Origin of the sequence: Mycobacterium sp. SVM_VP21, assembly GCA_024758765.1 — a bacterium.
In the GTDB taxonomy this organism is placed as follows: Bacteria; Actinomycetota; Actinomycetes; order Mycobacteriales; family Mycobacteriaceae; genus Mycobacterium; species Mycobacterium heraklionense_C.
On the sequence record CP101406.1, the window covers coordinates 537,057 to 556,651 of the forward strand.

General features: G+C 68.2%; 17 protein-coding genes. 5 read left to right on the plus strand and 12 right to left on the minus strand.

Annotated features, from left to right (window positions below; genetic code table 11):
- Nucleotides 1-52: 52 nt before the first annotated feature.
- From NM962_02790 to NM962_02815, 6 genes are all read right to left on the minus strand, one after another.
- The gene (locus tag NM962_02790; protein UVO13094.1) at nucleotides 53-481 is read right to left on the minus strand and encodes a hypothetical protein; all 429 of its coding nucleotides are present in this window, start codon (nucleotides 479-481) and stop codon (nucleotides 53-55) included.
- Between the two features lie 78 nt (nucleotides 482-559).
- Nucleotides 560-1,432 carry a pseudouridine synthase gene (locus NM962_02795; GenBank protein UVO13095.1) on the minus strand — a complete coding sequence of 291 codons (873 nt, stop codon included), beginning with the start codon at nucleotides 1,430-1,432 and terminating at the stop codon, nucleotides 560-562.
- Nucleotides 1,429-2,697, minus strand: a complete 1,269-nt coding sequence (gene nhaA, locus NM962_02800) for a Na+/H+ antiporter NhaA (protein ID UVO13096.1) — start codon at nucleotides 2,695-2,697, stop codon at nucleotides 1,429-1,431. The genes NM962_02795 and nhaA overlap by 4 nt, the downstream gene beginning before the upstream one ends.
- Nucleotides 2,698-2,766: 69 nt before the next feature.
- A complete protein-coding gene (locus tag NM962_02805) occupies nucleotides 2,767-2,916 on the minus strand; it encodes a hypothetical protein (protein ID UVO13097.1) in 150 nt (49 codons plus the stop codon).
- 56 nt (nucleotides 2,917-2,972) lie between these two features.
- On the minus strand, nucleotides 2,973-4,685 hold the full coding sequence (locus tag NM962_02810; protein UVO13098.1) for a glycerol-3-phosphate dehydrogenase/oxidase: 1,713 nt from the start codon (nucleotides 4,683-4,685) through the stop codon (nucleotides 2,973-2,975).
- Between the two features lie 62 nt (nucleotides 4,686-4,747).
- The gene (locus tag NM962_02815; protein ID UVO13099.1) at nucleotides 4,748-6,229 is read right to left on the minus strand and encodes an NAD(P)H-quinone dehydrogenase; all 1,482 of its coding nucleotides are present in this window, start codon (nucleotides 6,227-6,229) and stop codon (nucleotides 4,748-4,750) included.
- 42 nt (nucleotides 6,230-6,271) lie between these two features.
- Here NM962_02815 and NM962_02820 point away from each other — a divergent pair, with 42 nt between their 5' ends.
- The gene (locus NM962_02820; protein ID UVO13100.1) at nucleotides 6,272-6,763 is read left to right on the plus strand and encodes a gamma-glutamylcyclotransferase; all 492 of its coding nucleotides are present in this window, start codon (nucleotides 6,272-6,274) and stop codon (nucleotides 6,761-6,763) included.
- On the opposite strand, the gene NM962_02825 is transcribed toward NM962_02820, so the two are convergent.
- Nucleotides 6,760-7,941, minus strand: a complete 1,182-nt coding sequence (locus NM962_02825; protein UVO13101.1) for a M20 family metallopeptidase — start codon at nucleotides 7,939-7,941, stop codon at nucleotides 6,760-6,762. The two genes, NM962_02820 and NM962_02825, sit on opposite strands and share 4 nt — an antisense overlap.
- Nucleotides 7,942-7,978: 37 nt before the next feature.
- Between NM962_02825 and NM962_02830 the strand changes: the two genes are divergently transcribed.
- On the plus strand, nucleotides 7,979-8,791 hold the full coding sequence (locus NM962_02830; protein ID UVO13102.1) for a purine-nucleoside phosphorylase: 813 nt from the start codon (nucleotides 7,979-7,981) through the stop codon (nucleotides 8,789-8,791).
- Here NM962_02830 and NM962_02835 read toward each other — a convergent pair.
- Nucleotides 8,785-10,221: a glycosyltransferase family 39 protein gene (locus tag NM962_02835; protein UVO13103.1), complete on the minus strand. Its 1,437-nt coding sequence runs from the start codon at nucleotides 10,219-10,221 to the stop codon at nucleotides 8,785-8,787. The genes NM962_02830 and NM962_02835 overlap by 7 nt on opposite strands.
- A gap of 156 nt (nucleotides 10,222-10,377) precedes the next feature.
- Here NM962_02835 and NM962_02840 point away from each other — a divergent pair, with 156 nt between their 5' ends.
- Nucleotides 10,378-11,988, plus strand: coding sequence for a phospho-sugar mutase (locus NM962_02840; protein ID UVO13104.1), 1,611 nt, complete (start codon nucleotides 10,378-10,380; stop codon nucleotides 11,986-11,988).
- Between the two features lie 198 nt (nucleotides 11,989-12,186).
- Here the strand turns inward: NM962_02840 and upp are convergent, their stop codons facing one another.
- The 4 genes from upp to NM962_02860 all read right to left on the minus strand — a co-directional run bounded on the left by upp (nucleotide 12,187) and on the right by NM962_02860 (nucleotide 17,295).
- Nucleotides 12,187-12,810 (minus strand): uracil phosphoribosyltransferase, encoded by a 624-nt coding sequence (gene upp, locus NM962_02845; protein UVO13105.1) that lies wholly within the window; start codon nucleotides 12,808-12,810, stop codon nucleotides 12,187-12,189.
- Between the two features lie 17 nt (nucleotides 12,811-12,827).
- Nucleotides 12,828-14,222, minus strand: coding sequence for a PE-PPE domain-containing protein (locus tag NM962_02850; GenBank protein UVO13106.1), 1,395 nt, complete (start codon nucleotides 14,220-14,222; stop codon nucleotides 12,828-12,830).
- A 4-nt stretch (nucleotides 14,223-14,226) separates the two neighbouring features.
- Nucleotides 14,227-15,651, minus strand: coding sequence for a PE-PPE domain-containing protein (locus tag NM962_02855; protein UVO13107.1), 1,425 nt, complete (start codon nucleotides 15,649-15,651; stop codon nucleotides 14,227-14,229).
- Between the two features lie 165 nt (nucleotides 15,652-15,816).
- On the minus strand, nucleotides 15,817-17,295 hold the full coding sequence (locus tag NM962_02860) for a PE-PPE domain-containing protein (GenBank protein ID UVO13108.1): 1,479 nt from the start codon (nucleotides 17,293-17,295) through the stop codon (nucleotides 15,817-15,819).
- 189 nt (nucleotides 17,296-17,484) lie between these two features.
- Between NM962_02860 and NM962_02865 the strand changes: the two genes are divergently transcribed.
- On the plus strand, nucleotides 17,485-18,762 hold the full coding sequence (locus NM962_02865) for a primosomal protein (protein ID UVO13109.1): 1,278 nt from the start codon (nucleotides 17,485-17,487) through the stop codon (nucleotides 18,760-18,762).
- 216 nt (nucleotides 18,763-18,978) lie between these two features.
- Complete coding sequence (locus NM962_02870; protein ID UVO13110.1) at nucleotides 18,979-19,542, plus strand: hypothetical protein; 564 nt, start codon at nucleotides 18,979-18,981, stop codon at nucleotides 19,540-19,542.
- The last annotated feature ends 53 nt before the right edge of the window (nucleotides 19,543-19,595 follow it).

The following is a 19,595-nucleotide window of genomic DNA, read 5'->3' on the forward strand; positions in this document are numbered from 1 at the left end:
CGGCTAGCTTGCCGGCCGGCTTTCGGCTGTCAGCACCCGAGGCGCTGGTCGATCACGGCCAGCCGCCGCAACCCACGCCGGGCACGCAACCGCCGCCGCCGCCGGGTCCACCCCAGCCGGTGGGGCCACCGGGGATCGTGCCGCTGCCCCCGCCGGGCCCACCGCCACCGGTCGGACCACCGGGAATCTGGCCCCCGCCACCACCAGGCCCACCACCACCGGTCGGGCCACCGGGAATCTGGCCCCCACCACCACCGGGTCCGCCACCACCGGTCGGACCACCCGGCTCGCCCGGCTCACCCGGGTTTTCTGGGCCCGGTCCGCCCGGTACCGGCTCGAGTGTGGTCTCAGTTGTGGTGGTGGTCGTCGTCGTGGTCGTGGTGGTACTCGGACCCTCCTCTTTGGTGCCGTTGCAACCGGCTGCCACCAGCGCGACTGCGCTGCCGAGCACCGCGATCGTCATCTTGCCGTGTGCCTTCATCAGAATCAGACTCCTTCTGCTCTGGTCGTGCCTTCCTGTACCCAGGACTGTCACAGCCGAAACCCCGGGCGGCTGGAGTCAGTTCGCGTCGAGGTCGCGTTCACTCACGAAACCGCGCGGCCGCCCGGTGAAGGGGTCGTCGAACTCCAGCCGGTGGGCCAGCAGTCGTAACGGCTGCGAGAAATCGTCGGGGGCAACGTCGATGATCTGCGGGTACAGCGGATCGCCGTCGATAGGCAGACCGAGTGAGGCCAGGTGAACTCGCAACTGGTGGGTGCGCCCGGTGCGCGGGGTAAGCCGGTAGCGGCCATCCCCCACCGACTCGACCAGCGTCTCGGCGTTCGGCTCGCCGGGTTCTTCACGCGCCTGCAGGCAACCACGCTCCTTGACGATGCGACTGCGCACCAGCTGCGGGAACGCGACGGTCGGCTCGGCGGAGGACCGCGCCAGGTACTGCTTGCGCACTGCGCCGCGGGCGAACAGGGTCTGATAGGGCCCCCGCAGCTCTCGGCGGGTGGTGAACAACAGCACCCCGGCGGTCAGTCGATCCAGCCGGTGCGCCGGACTCAGCTCTGGAAGGTCTAATTCGCGCCGCAGCCGTACCAGCGCGGTCTGGGCCACATGGCTGCCGCGCGGCATGGTCGCCAGAAAATGCGGCTTGTCGATCACCACCAGGTCCGCGTCGCGGTGCAGCACCGGAAGGTCGAACGGCACCGGCACCTCGTCGGGCAGATCGCGATAGAAGAAGACGTGCGCCCCGGCCGGCAACACCGTGGTGTCGTCGACGACCGCCCCGTCTACGGTAACCACTTCGCCGGCAGCCACTTTCGCCGCAGTGGCCGTACCGAACCGGCTACGCAGCTCGGCGGCGACCGGGCCCCCGTGCAAACGCAGCCGGGCCGGCCCCAGACCGTCGCGCACGGGCAGCGGGGCGGGGCGTCGCCGGGTCACGGCAGCGTGAGGTCGAACGACGAGGCGTTGTCTTCCGAGCGGGCATAGGCCCGGTCGCGAGAAGTCAGCAGTACCGCCGCCAGCAGCGCCGAAGTCAGCGTGCCAATAAGCACGCCCAATTTGACGTGTTCTCGGCGGACGGGGTCGGCAAAGGCGAGGTCACCTACTAGCAGTGCGACGGTGAATCCGATGCCGCCGAGTAAGCCCAGCGCAACCACATCAATCCACTTCAGCGAGGTGTCGAGTTCGGCTCGCGTCAACGCGGCGGTCAGCGCGGCGGCTCCGACGACGCCGACGACCTTTCCCACGACCAGGCCGGCGACGATCCCGATGGCGACGGGATCCCGCAGTGCCGTGGCCAATCCATGCAGGCCACCAAAGGTGACCCCGGCAGCGAAGAATGCGAATACCGGTACCGCAAGGCCGGCGGACAGCGGGCGAATCCGGTGCTCGAGGTCTTTGGTGTCCAGCCAATGCCGCGCTGACGTGCCGCGCTTGCCCGACTCGCGAACGGGAACGGCTAGACCGAGCAACACACCGGCGATGGTGGCGTGCACACCGGATTCGTGGACCAGATACCAGGTGACGGCGGCCAGCGGAAGCAACACGGCGGCGTTGCCGAAACGCCGAGTGGCCACCGCGAACAACGCCAACGGAACGAGTGCCAGCCCAAGGGCGGCGAGGTTGAGGTCGTCGGTGTAGAACACCGCGATCACGGTGACCGCCATGAGGTCGTCGACCACAGCCAAGGTCAGCAGAAAGGTACGCAGCGCCGAGGGCAGGTGTGACGAGATCACGGCCAGTATGGCCAGCGCGAACGCGATGTCCGTGGCGGTGGGAATGGCCCACCCGCGTAGCGCGCCACCCCCGGTGTTGGCGTTGACGGCGATGAATATCGCTGCGGGCATGACCATTCCGCCGACCGCGGCGATGACGGGAAGCGCTGCGCGACGCGGGTCACGCAGGTCGCCGGCGAGCACCTCGTACTTCAATTCCAGGCCGACCACGAAGAAGAAGATCGCCAGCAGGCCGTCGGCCGCCCACGCCGACAACGGAAGACTCAAATGCCAGGCGCGGGGGCCGACAGTCAGGTCGCCGAGCCGGAAGTAGAAGGCCGACCAGGGTGAGTTGGCCCATACGATGGCGACGGTGGCGGTGAGAAGCAACAGCGCTCCACCGACGGTCTCCTTGCGGAGCACGTCGGCGAGCCGTCGAGCTTCGGCCGAAGATTCGCGGCCGAAAAGTGGGGGGCGACCAGAGGTCAAAGGAGAGCCTTTGATTCGAATGACAGATTGTCAGCGGCCTAGAGCCTCGAAGGCGAAAGGCGTTGTCGCTCAGTGGTGCGCCGGGGGGCAGCCGGCAAGCTTGCCATGCGCATTGTTGCCCCAGGACGTGGTGTAGCCGTTGGTGCCCCGGGGGCGCAGATCCCGATCGGCCGGCAGCAGCACTTTCCGCATGGTGGTGCGGCGCGTCTGCTCGGGCATGCCGCTCACCATACCGGGACCGACAGACGTTCCGCCAGGTCAGCGGTATTCGGTGTTCAGGTAAGCGGAATCGGCTCCAGAATTTCGGCCCGCGCCTCGGGCGCACTGACTCGCAGCGCATCCGCCGAGGCGTCGTCGGGCTGCTCCTGCGAGAGGATCTCGGCCTCCACCCGTGCGGTGTAGTTGGCCACCTCCGCCTCGATGTCGGCGTCGTTCCAGCCGAGCACCGCCGCCATCACTTCGGCGACCTCGCGCGCGCAGTTGACTCCGCGGTGGGCGTACTCGATGGAGATCCGGGTCCGCCGGGCCAGTACGTCCTCCAGGTGCAGTGCGCCCTCCGCGGCGGCCGCGTAGGCGACTTCCACCTTCAGGTAGGTGGCTGCCTCGGCGATCGGGTCCAGTAGCTCCGGCTGCCCGTCGGCCACCGCCAGGACGTCGTGGATCAGCGAGCCGTAACGGTCCAGCAGGTGCCGCACTCGGTAGGGGTGCAGGCCCTGGTGGGCACCGACGTGCTCGACCTGGTTGATCAGCGCGAAGTAGCCGTCGGCGCCCAACAGCGGCACCTTCTCGGTGATCGAGGGAGCGACCCGCGTCGGGATGTACTCGGCGGCGGCGTCGATCGCGTCGGCTGCCATCACCCGGTAGGTGGTGTACTTGCCGCCGGCGATCGCCACCAGGCCCGGCGCCGGAACCGCGACCGCGTGCTCGCGCGACAGCTTCGAGGTGTCGTCGTTCTCCCCCGCCAACAGCGGCCGCAGCCCCGCGTAGACGCCTTCGATGTCGGCATGAGTCAGCGGCGTGGCCAACGCGGTGTTGACGTGGGTCAGGATGTAATCGATGTCGGCTTTGGTGGCCGCGGGGTGGGCCAGATCCAGATTCCAGTCGGTGTCGGTGGTGCCGATGATCCAGTGGGTGCCCCATGGGATGACGAACAGCACCGACTTCTCGGTCCGCAGGATGATGGCCGCTTCCGAAACGATCCGGTCGCGCGGCACCACGATGTGCACGCCCTTGGAGGCCCGGACGTGGAACCGACCGCGCTGACGCGAGAGCGCCTGGATCTCATCGGTCCATACCCCGGTGGCGTTGACCACGACGTGTCCCTGAACTTCGGTGACTTCGCCGTTCTCGGAGTCGCGGACCCGCACCCCGGTCACGCGGTCGCCTTCGCGCAGCAGCGCGACGACCTGGCTGGAGATGCGGATGACCGCGCCGTAGTGCCCCGCCGTGCGTGCGACGGTCAGGGTGTGGCGGGCGTCGTCGACGACGGTGTCGTAGTAGCGGATGCCGCCGATCAACGCGCTGCGCTTCAGCCCCGGACACAAACGCAGTGCGCCGGCGCGGGTCAGATGACGTTGCGCGGGAACCGATTTCGCCCCACCAAGCTGGTCGTAGAGGAAGATCCCGCTGGCCACGTATGGCCGTTCCCACCACCGCCGGGTCAGCGGGTACAGAAACGGCAGCGGCTTGACCAGGTGCGGCGCCAGCGTTGTCAGCGACAGCTCGCGTTCGTGCAGCGCCTCGCGCACCAGCCCGAACTCCAGCTGCTCGAGGTAGCGCAGTCCACCGTGGAACATCTTCGAGCTTCGGCTCGAGGTCCCAGCGGCGAAGTCACGCGCCTCCACCAGCGCCACCTTGAGGCCGCGGGTGGCGGCATCGAGCGCACAGCCGGCGCCCACCACCCCGGCGCCGATCACCACTACGTCGAACTGCTCACTGCCCAGTCGTTCCCAGGCTCGTGCTCGTTGGTCCGGTCCCAGCGTGCTCACGTGTGCCAGGCTACGTGGCCGCCCGCCCAAACACGCTGCGACGCTCGCTTCAGTACCGCTGCTCAGTCGAGGTCGTCGTGCGTCATCAGCCGGCGAGCCGCCTCGGTGAGCGAACCCGACAGCGACGGATACACCGCCAGGGTCTGCGCCAGGTCGGACACGGTGATGCGGTTCTGCACCGCCAGCGCGATCGGCAGGATCAGCTCGGAGGCGATCGGCGCCACCACCACCCCGCCGATCACCGTTCCGGTGGCCGGTCGGCAGAACAGCTTGAGGAAGCCGTATCGCATCCGGCTCATCTTGGCCCGGGCGTTGGTCTGCAGCGGCAGCATGACGGTGCGGGCGGGCACCGTGCCGTCGTCGATCTGCGACTGCGGTACCCCGACCGCGGCAATCTCGGGTCGGGTGAACACCGCGGCCGCCACCGTCCGCAGCCGGATCGGGGCCACCGCGTCGCCCAACGCGTGATACATCGCGATCCGGCCCTGCATGGCCGCCACCGACGCCAACGGCAGCAGCCCGGTACAGTCCCCGGCCGCGTAGATCCCGGGTACCGACGTCCGCGACACCCGGTCCACCTGCAGGTAATTGCCGGGTCCGAGCTCGATTCCGACCCGCTCCAGACCCAGCCCGGCGGTGTTGGGCACCGACCCGACCGTCATCAACGCGTGGCTGCCCGCCACGGTGCGGCCGTCGGTCATGGTGACCAGCACCCCGTTGCCCGCGCGGCTCACCGAGGCGGCGCGGGCGTTCTTGACCAGGGTGACGCCGCGTTCGGCGAACACACTCTCCAGCACCCGGGCCGCGTCGGGATCCTCGTGCGGGAGCACCCGGTCGCGGCTGGCCACCACCGTCACCTTGACCCCGAGCTCGGTGTAGGCGTTGGCGAACTCCGCTCCGGTGACCCCGGACCCCACCACCACCAGGTGTTCGGGCAGGGTGTGCAGGTCATAGAGCTGCCGCCAGGTCAGGACTCGCTCGCCGTCCGGCTCGGCACCCGGCAGGGTGCGAGGACTGGCGCCGGTGGCGATCAGCACCACGTCGGCGTCGAGCACACGTTGCGCACCGTGCTCATGCGGCGGTCCCGGCTTCCCCTCGCCTCCGGCGAGCCTCGCCGAACCGCCGTCGTGTTCGGTGACCCGGACCCGGTGGTGCGCCAGGCCGGGTTCGGGGTCGATCAGCTCCCCGCGGCCGGCGATGACCTCGACGCCGGAGTTGACCAGCTGGGTACGGATGTCGGCGGACTGCGCCGCAGCCAGGGATTTCACCCGCTCGTGGATCTTGTCCAGCTCGATCTCGGCATCGGTGAAGTGGATGTCGAAACCCAGGTGCGGGGCGCGTCGCAGCTCGGTGCGGACCCCGGACGAGGCGATGAAGGTCTTGGACGGCACGCAGTCCCACAACACGCAGGCGCCGCCGAGGCCGTCGGCGTCGACCACCGTCACCGATACCGCTTCGGGCCCCTTGGCCGCTGCAACCAGCGCCGCCTCGTAGCCGGCCGGGCCACCGCCGACGATCACGATGCGCGTGGAGGGAGAAGTCACAGCGACTAACCTATCCGGGGCGCGACGTTTAAGCTTTCTGCCGTGCCGCTCTACGCCGCCTACGGGTCGAACATGCATCCCGAACAGATGCTGCAGCGGGCTCCGCACTCCCCGATGACCGGCACCGGCTGGTTGCACGGCTGGCGGTTGACGTTCGCCGGCGAGGACATCGGCTGGGAAGGTGCCCTGGCGACCGTGGTCGAAGACCCGGAGTCGAGTGTGTTCGTCGTCCTCTACGACGTGACTCCCGAGGACGAGAAGAACATGGACAGCTGGGAGGGTTCGGAGTTCGGCATCCACAAGAAGATCCGCTGCCGGGTGGACCGGGTGGACGGGATGACCGCGGACCCGGTCGAGGGTGCGCCCGCGCCGGTGCTGGCGTGGCTGTACGTGGTGGACGCCTGGGAGCGCGGGCTGCCGTCCGCGCGCTATCTGGGTGTGGTGGCCGAAGCCGCCCAGATCGCCGGTGCGCCAGAAGAATACGTGCGCAACCTGCAGACCCGCCCGGCCCGCAACATCGGCCCCGGCAGCTAGTAGCCCAGATCGGTCTGGTCGACGACGCCGGCCATCACCCGCACCCCGACTGCCAGCGCGCGCTCGTCGAGATCGAACGTCGGCTGGTGCAGATCCAGTTGCGGCCCGCTGCCCGGCCACACCCCGAGTCGGCCCATGGCACCGGGAACCTGCTCCAGATACCAGGAGAAGTCCTCCCCGCCACCGGACTGTTGGGTCTCGGCCAGCACCTCGGGCCCGATGGACTCGATCGCGTGGGTCAGCATCCGCGTCGACACCGCTTCGTTGACCACCGGCGGCACTCCGCGGTGGTAGTTGAGCGTGTGTTCGATGTTCAGCGGCTCCAGCAGAGACGCCACCGCCTCCTCGACGATGCTCTCCATCGCAACCCAGGTATCCCGGCTGGCCGTGCGCACCGTACCGGCCAGACGCCCCGACTGCGGTATGGCGTTGGCGGCGGCACCGGAATTCACTGCACCCCAGACCAACACCGTGCTGTTTCGCGGATCGATGCGCCGAGACAGCACCCCGGGCAGCCCGGTGATGAGCGTGCCCAGCCCATAGACCAGGTCGGCGGTCAGGTGCGGCCGCGAGGTGTGTCCGCCGGGACCGCTGAGGGTGATCTCGATGGTGTCGGCCGCCGACGTGATGGGCCCCGGAATGGTGGCCACCCGGCCGACCTCCAGCCGCGGATCGCAGTGCAGCGCGAAGATCCGGCTGACCCCGCTCAACACGCCGGCGGCGATCGCGTCGATCGCCCCGCCCGGCATCAGTTCTTCAGCGGCCTGGAACACCAGCCGCACCCCGACCGGCAGTTCCGGCGCCGAAGCCAGCGCCAGCGCCGCACCCAACAGGATCGCGGTGTGCGCGTCGTGACCGCAGGCGTGCGTCACCCCCGGCACCAGCGAGGCGTACGGCGCCCCGGTCTGTTCGGTCATCGGCAAGGCGTCGATATCGGCCCGCAACGCGACGCGAGGCCCATCTTCCGGGCCGAAGTCGCAGGTCAAGCCGGTTCCGCTGGGTAATACCTTGGGGTTGAGTCCAGCGCTGGCGAGACGCTCGGCGATGAACTGGGTGGTCGCGAACTCCTGCCGGCTGAGCTCCGGGTGGCGGTGCAGGTGCCGTCGCCACGCCACCAATTCCTCGGCATGGGCCGCCAGCCACGCCTCGACGGCGTGCGACACGGGAGTTGGAGACATTCAGGCAGTATCCCATCGCGGCGCGCTATTAAACTCAGTGCCTGTGACGGTACCGCTGGCAACTCAGGCGGCTGCGGTTGTAGCCCGGCGCACCGGCGTGCGGACGCATGACGTGGCGGTCGTGCTCGGTTCCGGGTGGGCGCCCGCGGTGGCAGCCCTCGGCACCGCGACTGCGACCCTGCCGATGGCCGACCTGCCCGGGTTCAGCACGCCGACCGCGGCGGGCCACACCGGCGAGCTGGTATCCATGCAGATCGGCACGCACCGGGTGCTGGTGCTGGTCGGCCGGATCCACGCCTACGAGGGCCATCAGCTCGTCGACGTCGTCCGCCCAATCCGCACGGCCGTCGCGGCAGGGGCCAACACCGTGGTGCTGACCAACGCGGCCGGCGGCTTACGGACCAGCTACCACGTCGGCCAACCGGTGCTGATCAGCGACCATCTGAACATGACCGGGCGCTCCCCCCTGGAGGGCGCGCACTTCGTCGACATGGTCGATGCCTACACCCCGTCGCTGCGCGCGCTGGCCCACCAAGTCGACCCCACCCTCGCCGAGGGGGTCTATGCCGGGATGGCCGGCCCGCAGTACGAGACCCCGGCCGAAATCCGGATGCTGCGCACCCTCGGCGCTGACCTGGTGGGCATGTCGACCGTGCACGAGGCGATCGCTGCCCGGGCGGCCGGTGCCCAAGTCCTGGGCCTGTCGCTGGTGACCAACCTGGCGGCCGGGATCACCGGTGAGCCGCTCAGTCATGCCGAGGTGCTGGCCGCGGGTCGGGAATCGGCTGCCCGGATGGGCACGCTGCTGGCCGACGTGATCGCCCGGCTGCCGGCGCCCTCAGATCAGTAGCTCACTCCCGAGCTGTGCCGCATCCGCGGCCACATCGTTGCCCAGCTGCCTACCGGCTGCTCGCACAGGTAGATCTTCGCGGCGCTCTCCCCGTTGCGCACCCCGGTGGGGAACCGGGTCGACGTCAGGTAGGTGACGTGCCGCCAATACTGCGTCAACTTCCCGACCGGGAATCGCCCGACGCACAGCACCGTGTCGGCGCTGCCGTCCGGCGGACCCCACTGTGCGTAGGTGCTGTCGCCGCTGACTACCGGCCGGTTGATGCCGGCCGTCGGACCGAGTACCCGCAGCGCCGAGGCTTCGCCGTAATTGCTGGTGAAGATCGGCACGTCGTCGGGCAGCGAGGCCGCGGCGGCCGCGACCTCGTCGACGAACCGCGGCCACCCGTAGGTCTCCATCGGAATGGGATTGACCTTCCGCAATTTTGTGGCGTTCGCCGGTGGTAGCACCGGCAGGCAGAACACGACCGCGCCGGCGAACAGCGCGACCAGGGCAATCGCCCAGCCGCGCGGCGGCCGGTCGGGATTCTCGGCTTCGATATACACGGCCCCGGCAGCAAACAGCGCTGCCAGCGCCGGCCCGGCGTAATAGCAGCGGCCGCCGGTGCTGACACACAACACCAGTGCGGCCACCGGCACCACCAAGACCCAGCGGTGCTCCCGACCCTCGGGCGACGCCAGCCAGTAGGCCCCGATCGCCCAGAGCAGCACCAGCAGCGGACCCGCATACAACAACAGCAGCAGCGGTAGCTGGATCAGCGATCCCGCCGGGCCGCCCATCCGCACCGACATGGCGTGGGCGAACGTCAGACTGGGCCAGCCGTGCGCGGCCTGCCAGATCAGGTTGGGGGCCGCCAGCGCCACCGCCACGGCGGCGGCCAGCCACGGTCCGGCCGTGCGCAACACGTCGCGCCGGTACATCGCCAGACCGACCCCGATACCGATGAGCAGCAATGCGACGGTCTGCTTGGCTTCTAGTCCGATGCCGGCCACCACGCCGGCCGGCAACCAGGCCAGCACCGTTTCGATCCGCAACGCCCGCGTCACCAGCAGCAGCACCGCTATCCAGATCAGCTGGTCGACCACGGTGGTCCCGAAGAACATTGCGGCACCCATGAACAGCGGGCTGGCCGCGACGGCCGCCGCCGTGATGATCTGGGCGACGCGCCGCCCACCGAATTCGGCGGCCAACAGGGCCGCCAGCACGATGGTGCCCAGATGTATCGCGATCGCCAACAACCGAAGCCCCAGCAAGCCCCCCAAGGCCGCCATCCGGGCTAGCAGGGGTACCAGCGGCGGGTGGTCGAAGTATCCCCAGGCCGGGTGCTGGCCACAGATCACGTAGTAGAACTCGTCGGGGTGCCAGCCGTAGTTCATCGCGAAAACCCCGTGGACGACCGCGGCCACGGCGACCACGATGCCTACCGGCATGAGCGTTCGTCGATTCGCCGGCGAGGCAGTTGAACAACTCGCCAGGGAAGGTGTGGAACCAGTCACACCGGCACTCCCTTGTCATCTTGGGCACAAACGCGGGCATCGTAACAAGTAGTTGACACATGTCCATTTGCCGCTTGTCACAATCAACGGGTGACCCCCGAGGATTGGATCGCCCACGACCCCGACCCGGTTACCGCGGCGGAGCTGCGCGCGTGCAGTCCGGGCGAGTTAGCCACCCGGTTCGCGACACCGCTGCGGTTCGGCACGGCCGGGCTGCGGGGACCGGTGCGGGGCGGGCCGGACGCGATGAACCTCGCCGTGGTGCTGCGCGCCAGCTGGGCGGTGGCGCAGGTGCTCAGCGCGCAGCGCCGCACGAGTTCGACGGTGGTGGTCGGCGGCGACGCGCGTCACGGCTCGGCGCAGTTTACGATCGCGACGGCTGAAGTGCTTGCCGCCGCAGGCTTTTCGGTATTACTTCTTCCCCAACCATGCCCGACGCCGGTGGTGGCGTTCGCGGTGCGCCACACCGGTGCGGCGGCCGGCATTCAGATCACCGCCTCGCACAATCCGGCAGGAGACAACGGCTACAAGGTGTACTTCGACGGCGGCGTGCAGATCGTCTCGCCGACCGACACCGAGATCGAGGCAGCGATGGCCGACGCTCCCCCGGCCGACGTGATCGCCCGCCGCCGTGTTGCGCCGACCGGAGATGAACTCATTGCGCGCTACATCGGGCGGGCCGCCGCCGTGCGGCGCCACGGCGGCCGGGTTCGAGTAGCGCTGACACCGCTGCACGGCGTGGGCGGCAAGATTGCGGTCGAGGTCCTGCGCGCCGCGGGGTTTGCTGATATCCACCCGGTGAAGACCCAGTTCGACCCCGATCCAGACTTTCCCACCGTGGCGTTTCCCAACCCGGAAGAACCCGGGGCCACTGACGCGCTGCTGTCGCTGGCCGCCGACGTTGGCGCCGACGTCGCGATCGCCCTGGATCCCGATGCCGACCGATGCGCGGTCGGCATCACCGGGCCTGACGGCTGGCGGATGCTGACCGGAAATGAAACCGGTTGGCTGTTGGGTGATTACCTGCTGTCACGACTGCCCGTGGGTCGGGCGGCTGGCGTGGTGGTGGCCAGCAGCGTGGTGTCGTCGCGCATGCTGGTGCGCATCGCACAGCGCTACGGCGCCCGCCATGTGGAGACGCTGACCGGGTTCAAGTGGCTGGCGCGCGCCGATAACGCCCTGCCCGGCGCCACGTTGGCCTACGCCTACGAGGAGGCGATCGGCTACTGCGTCGACCCGGAGGCGGTGCGCGACAAAGATGGCATCAGCGCCGCGGTGTTGGCCTGCGATCTGGTGGCGGCCCTGGCAGGTCGGGGCAGCTCCGTTCCCGAAGCCCTCGACGAGTTGGCCCGCCGGCACGGTGTGCACGTCACCGACGCGGTGACGCGCCGAGTCGCCAACCCCGCCGAGGCGGCTGCGGTGATGGCCCGGCTACGCGCCGAGCCCCCCGAGACGCTGGCCGGATTCGCCGTCACCGCAACCGATCTGCTGCACCGCAGCGGACCGGTGACCGACGCGCTGGAGTTCAGCGGCGAGCGTGACGGCAGCTCGGTACGGGTGGTGGTGCGACCGTCGGGTACCGAGCCGAAGCTCAAGTGCTACCTCGAGGTCACCCGGCCGCCGTCGGATGACCTTGCCGGGGACCGCGCCGAGGCTCAGCGGGTGTGTGGGGCCGTCGCCGACGCGGTCCGCTGCTGGTAGCGCTCATTCGCCCCATTCGTTGCCAGCCGCCACACCCGACTCAGCGGCCACCAGCCCGACAGGGTGTGATGGTTGCCCGGCTTTGCGCGACAACGGGCGTCGGGAGGGCTGGCTCCGCCAACGCAACAACGTTTGTCGCTCAAAGCCGGGCAACAGTCACATACTCGCCCACCGGTTACCGGTGTGACGGTGGTGATCTCAGCGTGGCCCGAACTGGCGGTCACCGGCATCGCCCAGTCCCGGAACGATATAGGCGTCCTCGTTCAGTCCGTCGTCAACCGTGGCGGTGAACAGCCGCACCCCCGGTGCCGCCTGCGCCAGTGCCGCAACGCCTTCCGGTGCCGCCACCACGCACAGCACGGTGATGTCGGTGGCGCCGCGGTCGACCAGCAGTCCCAGGGTGTGCGCCAGCGAGCCGCCGGTGGCCAGCATCGGGTCGAGGACCATGACCGGCGTGCCGCTCAGGTCCGCCGGCAGCGACGCCAGGTACGGAACCGGTTGGTGGGTTGTCTCGTTGCGCGCCACCCCGACGAAACCAACGTCGGCTTCGGGGATCAGGGCGTGTGCCGCGTCCACCATGCCCAGTCCGGCGCGCAGCACCGGCACCAGCAGCGGTGGCCGCGCCAGCCGCGCCCCGCCGGTGTCGGTCAGCGGGGTGCGCACGGCGATGTGCTCGCGGGGCGCGTCGCGGGTGGCCTCGTAGACCAGCATCCAGGTCAGCTCGCGCAGCGCCGACCGGAATGCCGCATTGTCGCTGCGCTCGTCGCGCAGCGTCGTCAACCGCGCCGCGGCCAGCGGGTGGTCGACGACGCGCACATTCACGCCTGGGACCCTACGGGTCATGCGCCGAGGAAGTTGAGGATCTCGAACACCACGCCGCCCATCTCCAGCATCGGTGCCAGTGAGATCAACGGTTCCCCGTTGAACACGGCGTCGGGGCCCAGCCAATCGGCGACGTTCAGCGATATCGCCAAGTCGTTCCAGGCGTCGAGCAGATGGGCGTCCACGGCATTGGTGAGGTGGTAGCCGGTCAACAGTGCATCGACCAACGAATCCGGCAGCGGGGACTGCCCGGCGAGTCCCAGCAGGTCATTGACCGGGTCGACGAAGCTGTGCACCGCGGCGTACTGCAGGCCGGCCAACATCTGCAGCGGGTCCATCCGCAGTCCGAAACCGGCTACATCGGAGCCGTCGGCCAGCTGGCCGCCGGCGGTGACGGCCCAGGGCCCGACGGCATCAGTACCGTTGGCACCGACGAACGGGTCACCCGGATTGCCGTAGCCCCAGTCGATCACCAGTTTGAGCATCGGCGCCAGCGCATCCCCGATGACCGTGCCGACGTCGCCGAGCTGGTAGAGCGGCCACAGGATGGGCAACTGCTGCGGAATCAGGTAGAAGTCGGTGTCCCCGATCCTGCCGAGGTCGATGGTGTCGGCCAGGTTGTCGAAGTCGATGTAGGAGAAATGCACGGTCGCCGTGCCGATCAGCGCGTTGACCATGGCCAGCAGGTTGGCCGGGTCCTGCGGGAAGTTGGCCAGGCCGTCGTATTCACCGGTGTAGATGGTGGTGTCGAATCCGCTGGTCGGGGTCGGCCCGATGCTCAACGGGATGCCCAGAAACGGCAGATGGACCGGCTGATCGCCCAACAGCGGGTATGCCGGGAAGCGGGTCAGGACGCCGCCGAGCGGGTTATTGGGGTTGCCGATCAGCACGAAGTTCAGGTTGTCCGGGTCATAAACGCCCCCGCCTCCGCCCGGTGCGTTGGCGAGCAGGTCGATCATCAACTGGGTGGAGACCGTGGCGCTCTGGGAGTAGCCGAACACCGTGACGTTGTCGCCGTTTTCCAGTTGCGGTACCACCGCGGCCTGCAGGATCTCGGTGCCGCGGGCTATCGATTGGGCGAAGGTCAGATACGGGTTCGGTGGGGGCAAGCACACCAGCGGGCAGAACTGGTTAGGGGTGACCAGACCGGCGAAATCGTAGGAGGGAAAAGTCGGCTGACCTGGGAACCAGGGTGTCGCAGGCTGCAGGAACAGGTTCAGCACCGCGTCCATGTAGCCGCCGACCGTGGGGTCGGGAATGCTGGTCGGCCCCATGATCCAGCCCTCATTGGCCAACAGCGCAACGTTGGGCCGATCTGCCGCGCCGAGGCCCGGCGCCCCTGGCCCGCAGGTCACCGAGAGCACCGACGCCGCTACGAGCAGTGCTGCTCCCAGCGAGCGTCGGTGCGGCATCGATCTAGGCGTCGAGCAGGTTGACCAGGCTGAAGCCCACCCCGAGCAGGTCCAGCAGCGGCTGGGCGGAGATCAGCGGCGCGCCGTTGAAGATGGCGTCCGGGCCCAGCACGTCGAGCAGGTTCCACTGGGTGGCCAAGTCTTGCCATCCGGTGAGCAGCCCCTGGTCCAGGCCGACGGTCAGGTTGTAACCCGACAGCAGCGTGTCGACGAACGAGTCCGACAGCGGGCCCAGCCCGGCGAAGTCCAGCAGGTTGTTGATCGTGTTGGCCAGGCTCTGCACGCCGGCGTACTGCAGGCCGGCCAGCATCTGCAGCGGGTCCATCCGCAGCAGGAAGCCGGCGACACCGGTGTCCTCCGACAGCTGGCCGGTCGCGGTGACCGCCCAGGCGCCGGCCGTACCGATCGGGTCGACACCGTTGACGGTGATTCCGGCGTCGGGGGCGCCCGGGTTGCCGTAGGACCAGTCGATGACCGTCTTGAGGATGGGCGCCACCGCGTCAGCGGCGAACTTGCCGATGTCACCGAGGCCGTAGAGGGGTCCGAGGATCGGCAGCTGCTCGGGCAGCACGAAGTAGTTGGTGTTGCCGATCGTGCCCAGGTCGATGGCGTTGGCGAGGTTGTCGGTGAAGTAGGCGTTGTGCACCGCCCCGATCCCCATGATCGCGTTGATCACGGCCAGCAGGTTGGTGGGGTCCTGGGGGAAGACGGCCCAGCCGTCGTATTCGGTGGCATAGACGTCGGTCGCGAACGGCAGGGTCGGGGTCGAGTCGATACCCAGCGGGATGTTCAGGAACGGGATGTGCTGCATGTTCCCGTCGAACCCGTCCGGGAAGTGCAACCGGGTCAGCATGCCGCCGATGGGGTTGTTCGGGGCACCGATCAGCACGAAGTGCAGGTTGTCGGGGTCGAAGCTAAGACTGCCGCCGCTCGGATCCCCGGCGAGCAGGCTGTGCATCGCCAGGGTGGCGATGACCGAGCTCTGCGAGTAGCCGAACACCGTGACTTCGTCACCGGCCTCGAGCTGTGGGCGGATCGCAGCTTCGAGGTTGGCCACGCCCTCCGCGAGCGAGTCCCCGAAGTTCAGCTGCGGGACAGGCAGCGGTTGGCAGACGATCGGGCAGAACTGTTCGGGCGTGGTCAGGCCGTTCAGCGCGTAGCCCGCATACGTCGTCTGCCCGGCGAACCACGGTGTGACGGGCTGCAGGTAGAAGTCCCGCACCACGTCCATGTAGCTGCCGATCGTCGGGTCGGCTTGGCCGGTGCCGGTCATGATCCAGGCCTGACCGGCCAGCAGCGTGACGTCGGCGAGCATCCTCTCGATCCGGGACGCCAACGCCGGACTCAGCAGCGACGACACGCCCAGGAGAACGGCGCAGAGTGCGGCCAACAACGTCGCCCCCAACGGATGCACTCGCTTGGCCGTCATCGCAGACCTCCCAGGTCAGTTCGAATACGTCATCGGTGATCACTTACCCCCACCTGGCAAGATCACATTAATCTATTAGGTGGTTTTCAGCGTTGACCTTCATGGAGAAAACGCATGTTGTCAAATCGATGACAATCGACCTGGCTTTGCGCGAGGTGGGCCGGCTTAAGCGCCGAAGTAGTTAAAAAGACTGAAGCCCAGGCCGATCAGGTCCAGCAGCCCGTCGCCGGGCACCGCCGCTCCGCTCAGCAGGGCGTCGGGGCCCAGCACATCGCCCAGGTTCAGCGCAGTGGCCAGGTCGCTCCAGCCGTTGATCAGGAACTGGTCGATGGAGTTGATCAGGTCGTAGCCGGTGACGGTCTGCAGGACGTCGGTGATACCGGTGATGGTGCTGATGTCGCCGGCGGTGAGGACACCGCCACTGGCCGCGGCCGCGACGTCGGCCCACGGGCCGACGAGGCTCTGGATCAGCGCGTTCTGGACCCCGGCCAGCATCTGCAGCGGGTCCATCCGCTCGAACAGGCCCATCACGCTGGATCCGTCGTAGAGTTCGCCGGTCGGCGTCATCGCCCAAGGCCCGCCCGCCACCCCGAACGCCTGCTGGTAGGCGCTGCCGCTGATGAAGTCACCGGCCGGGATCCGGTACAGCCCGTTGACGGCCGGGTCACCGGCGTTGCCGTAGCCCCAGTCGATGACCAGCCGGGCCCACGGCGAAAAGAAGTCGCCGAAGAACTGCCCCGCAGTCCCCCCATTGAACATGAACTGCAGGATCGGCAGGTTCTGCGGAACCATGTAGAAGCTCGCGTCGCCGATCGTGCCGACGTTGATGGCACCGGCCAGCTGCTCAGCGGTGTAGTCGGGGTAGTACGGGTGCACGGTGAGGATGCCGATGAGGGCATTGATGACGGCCAGGATGTTGGTCGGGTCCTGCGGGAAGTTGGCCCAGCCGTCGTACTCACCGGTGTAGATGTCCGAGGCGATGTGCTCGGTCGGGGTGGCGTCCAGGCTCAGCGGAATGTTGACGAACGGCAGGTGCTGGTCTCCCGGGAATTGGAAGCGATCGAGGATCCCGCCGATCGGATTGTTCGGGTCGCCGATCAGAACGACGTGCATGTTGCCCAGCTGATCCAGGGTCGGGTAGCCGGCGGTCCCGGCGTTGGCGATCAGATTGTTCATCTCGATGGTCGCGATGGCGGCGCTCTGCGAGTAGCCGAACACCGTCACGTTGTCGCCGGCCAGGAGCTGCGGCAGGATCGATTGGTTGAGCAAGCCCACCCCGGTGTTCAGCGAGGTGCCGAAGTTCATCGGCGGTTGGCCCGGGATGCACACGAACGGGCAGAACTGCTCCGGCGTGGCCAGGCCCTGGAAGTCGTAGCCGGGGAACGTCGGCTGGCCGGTGAAGAGCGGCGATGACGGTTGCAGATATCCCGCGAGAATCTGGCCCAGGTAGGGCCCGACGCTGGGGTCGGGCACGCCGGTGCCGCTCATGATCCAGCCCGCATCGGCCAGCAGCCGCAGCCGGATCGCCAACTGGTCCACGCTGTAGGCCACCGCCGCGGACAACGCCGAGGTCAGGACCAATACCGCGGCGCACAGCACCGCCAGCAGCATCGCGCCCGCCTGGCGCAACCGACCAGTCGTCATCGACCTCCCCCGGCCCCGGTTTTCCAACAGCAGCGACGCTAGCCACCCGGCGGCCGCGGCCAACCCGATCACCGCAAAATTCAGGATTCTTTAATTCGCGATGCGAAGCGCCCCGCCGCCAATCACGACGCCAATCCCGGTGCAATCCCGCCTTCGGGCCGCGCGGGCTACATCGTTACTCTGTGCGCCATGGCAGCTGACCTTGTACCGATCCGCCTCACGGTGACCGATGGTGACCGCTACACCCTGTGGGCGCCGAGCTGGCGCGACTCCGGTGACGAGTGGCAGGCGTTCCTGGGCAGGGATGAAGACCTCTACGGTTTCGCCACCGCAGCCGACCTGGTCGCGTTCGTACGGGTGAACGACAACAACGACCTGGCTGACCACCCGGCCTGGACGCAGCTTGTCCAGGCCAACGCCCACAAGCTGAACCCGGGCCGAAACCGGCAGTACGACCTGATCGCGGTCGAGGAACTGCTCACCGAGAAGCCGACCAAGCAATCCGTCCAGTCACTGGCCAATGCACTGGAGATCGTCTCGGCGATCGGCTCGGTCTGCGACCTGGCACCGGTGACGAAGTTCTTCAACGGCAACCCCAACCTCGGCTGGCTGGCCGGCGGCGTCGACAACTTCACCGGCCGGGCCGGGCGCAAGCGCTGGGAGCTGATCGCCGAGATCATCGGCCGCAACTGGGGCGGTGTGCTGACCGCGATCGAAGAGATCATCACCACGCCCGACGTCGACGCCGCCGCGGCGTCGCAAGCGGCCGATGAGCTGGCCGCAGAAGCCCCGGCCGAGCCGGAGCCGGCCGACGAAGACGTCGATGACACCGAGGCCGCCGACGAGGAGACCGGTGACGACGAACCGGTCGCCGCGACCACCGAGCGGGCCTCGGGCGACCGGCTAGTGCTTGGCGGCGACGCGAACTTCTGGACCAAGGTGGGCATCGACCCGATTCGGATCATCACCGACAACGGGACGTTCTTCACCCTGCGCTGTTACCTCGGCGACCAGCCGGTGTTCCTGGGCCGCAACGGCCGGATCAGCGTGTTCGGTTCCGAGCGCGCCCTGGCCCGCTACCTGGCCGACGAGCACGACCACGACCTGTCGGATCTGAGCACCTACGACGACATCCGGACCGCCGCCACCGACGGTTCGCTGTCGATCGACATCACCGATGACAACGTCTACGTGCTCTCCGGAATGACCGACGACCTCACCGACGGGCCGGACGCAGTGGACCGTGAGCAGCTCGATCTAGCCGTCGAATTTCTGCAAGACGTGGGTACCTACGCCGAGGACGGCGTCGTCGCCGACGCCCTCCAGCCGGACCGTCCGCTGGGCCGGATGGTCAGCTATGTCCTCGACCGGGAATCGGTCAATGAACCGCAGCGCCCGTACGCGCCCGCCGTCAAGGAATGGGAGCAGCTCGAACAGTTCGTGCAGTCGCGGCTGCGGCGCGAATAACGCTTTGCCGCCCGGTCGCGTCAGCACGGCGTGGCCGGCGGGAGGAGTCCGCACGCAGGAAGCCATGCGCAGTACCGCGAAATTCAATCCGAATTACGGCAATCAATAACGCCAATTCATTGCCGACCGGACATATTCACGACTAACATCTGGCCCGATAGCACTCGGGCCGAGCCGTGCGGTTTGCGGGGGCCTTCCAATTCGAAAGGACTACACATGCGCAAGGCAACACAGCGGGCCGCAGCAGTATCCGCAGCAGTATTGGGAGTCGCGCTGATCGGCACGGGTTGCAACGGCACCGCCAAGGAGAAGACCAGCGAGGCCCTGAGCTCGGCCAGCTCGGTTGCGTCCTCAGCCAGCTCGGTGATCTCGTCCGCGATGAGCACCCCGGCCGAGGAGAGCGCCGCCAGCTCCACCGAGATGACCGGCGCCGACGGCAAGGAATACACCGTCTCCGGGCCGATTCTGGCCAAGCTCGACTCCCTGGACGCGACCGCCAAGCAGGACCTGGGCGAGCCCACCGGCGCCGAGCAGAAGAACCCCGATGGCGGCATCTACCAGCAGTTCGACGGCGGCGTGATCGTTCACACCACCCGTTCGTACGTGGTGTGGGGCAAGATCCGCGACAAGTGGAACGAGCTGGGCGGTTCGCAGGGCAAGCTCGGCTACCCGACCAGCGACGAGACCACCAACGCGGACGGGTCCAAGCAGACCACCTTCGAGCACGGCATCGTCACCTGGAAGACCGGCGACGCCGAGGCCACCGTCACCGAGCACTGATAACTGGATCGAAGGCCGGGCAGTCGCCACCGCGATTGTCCGGCCTTCGCCAG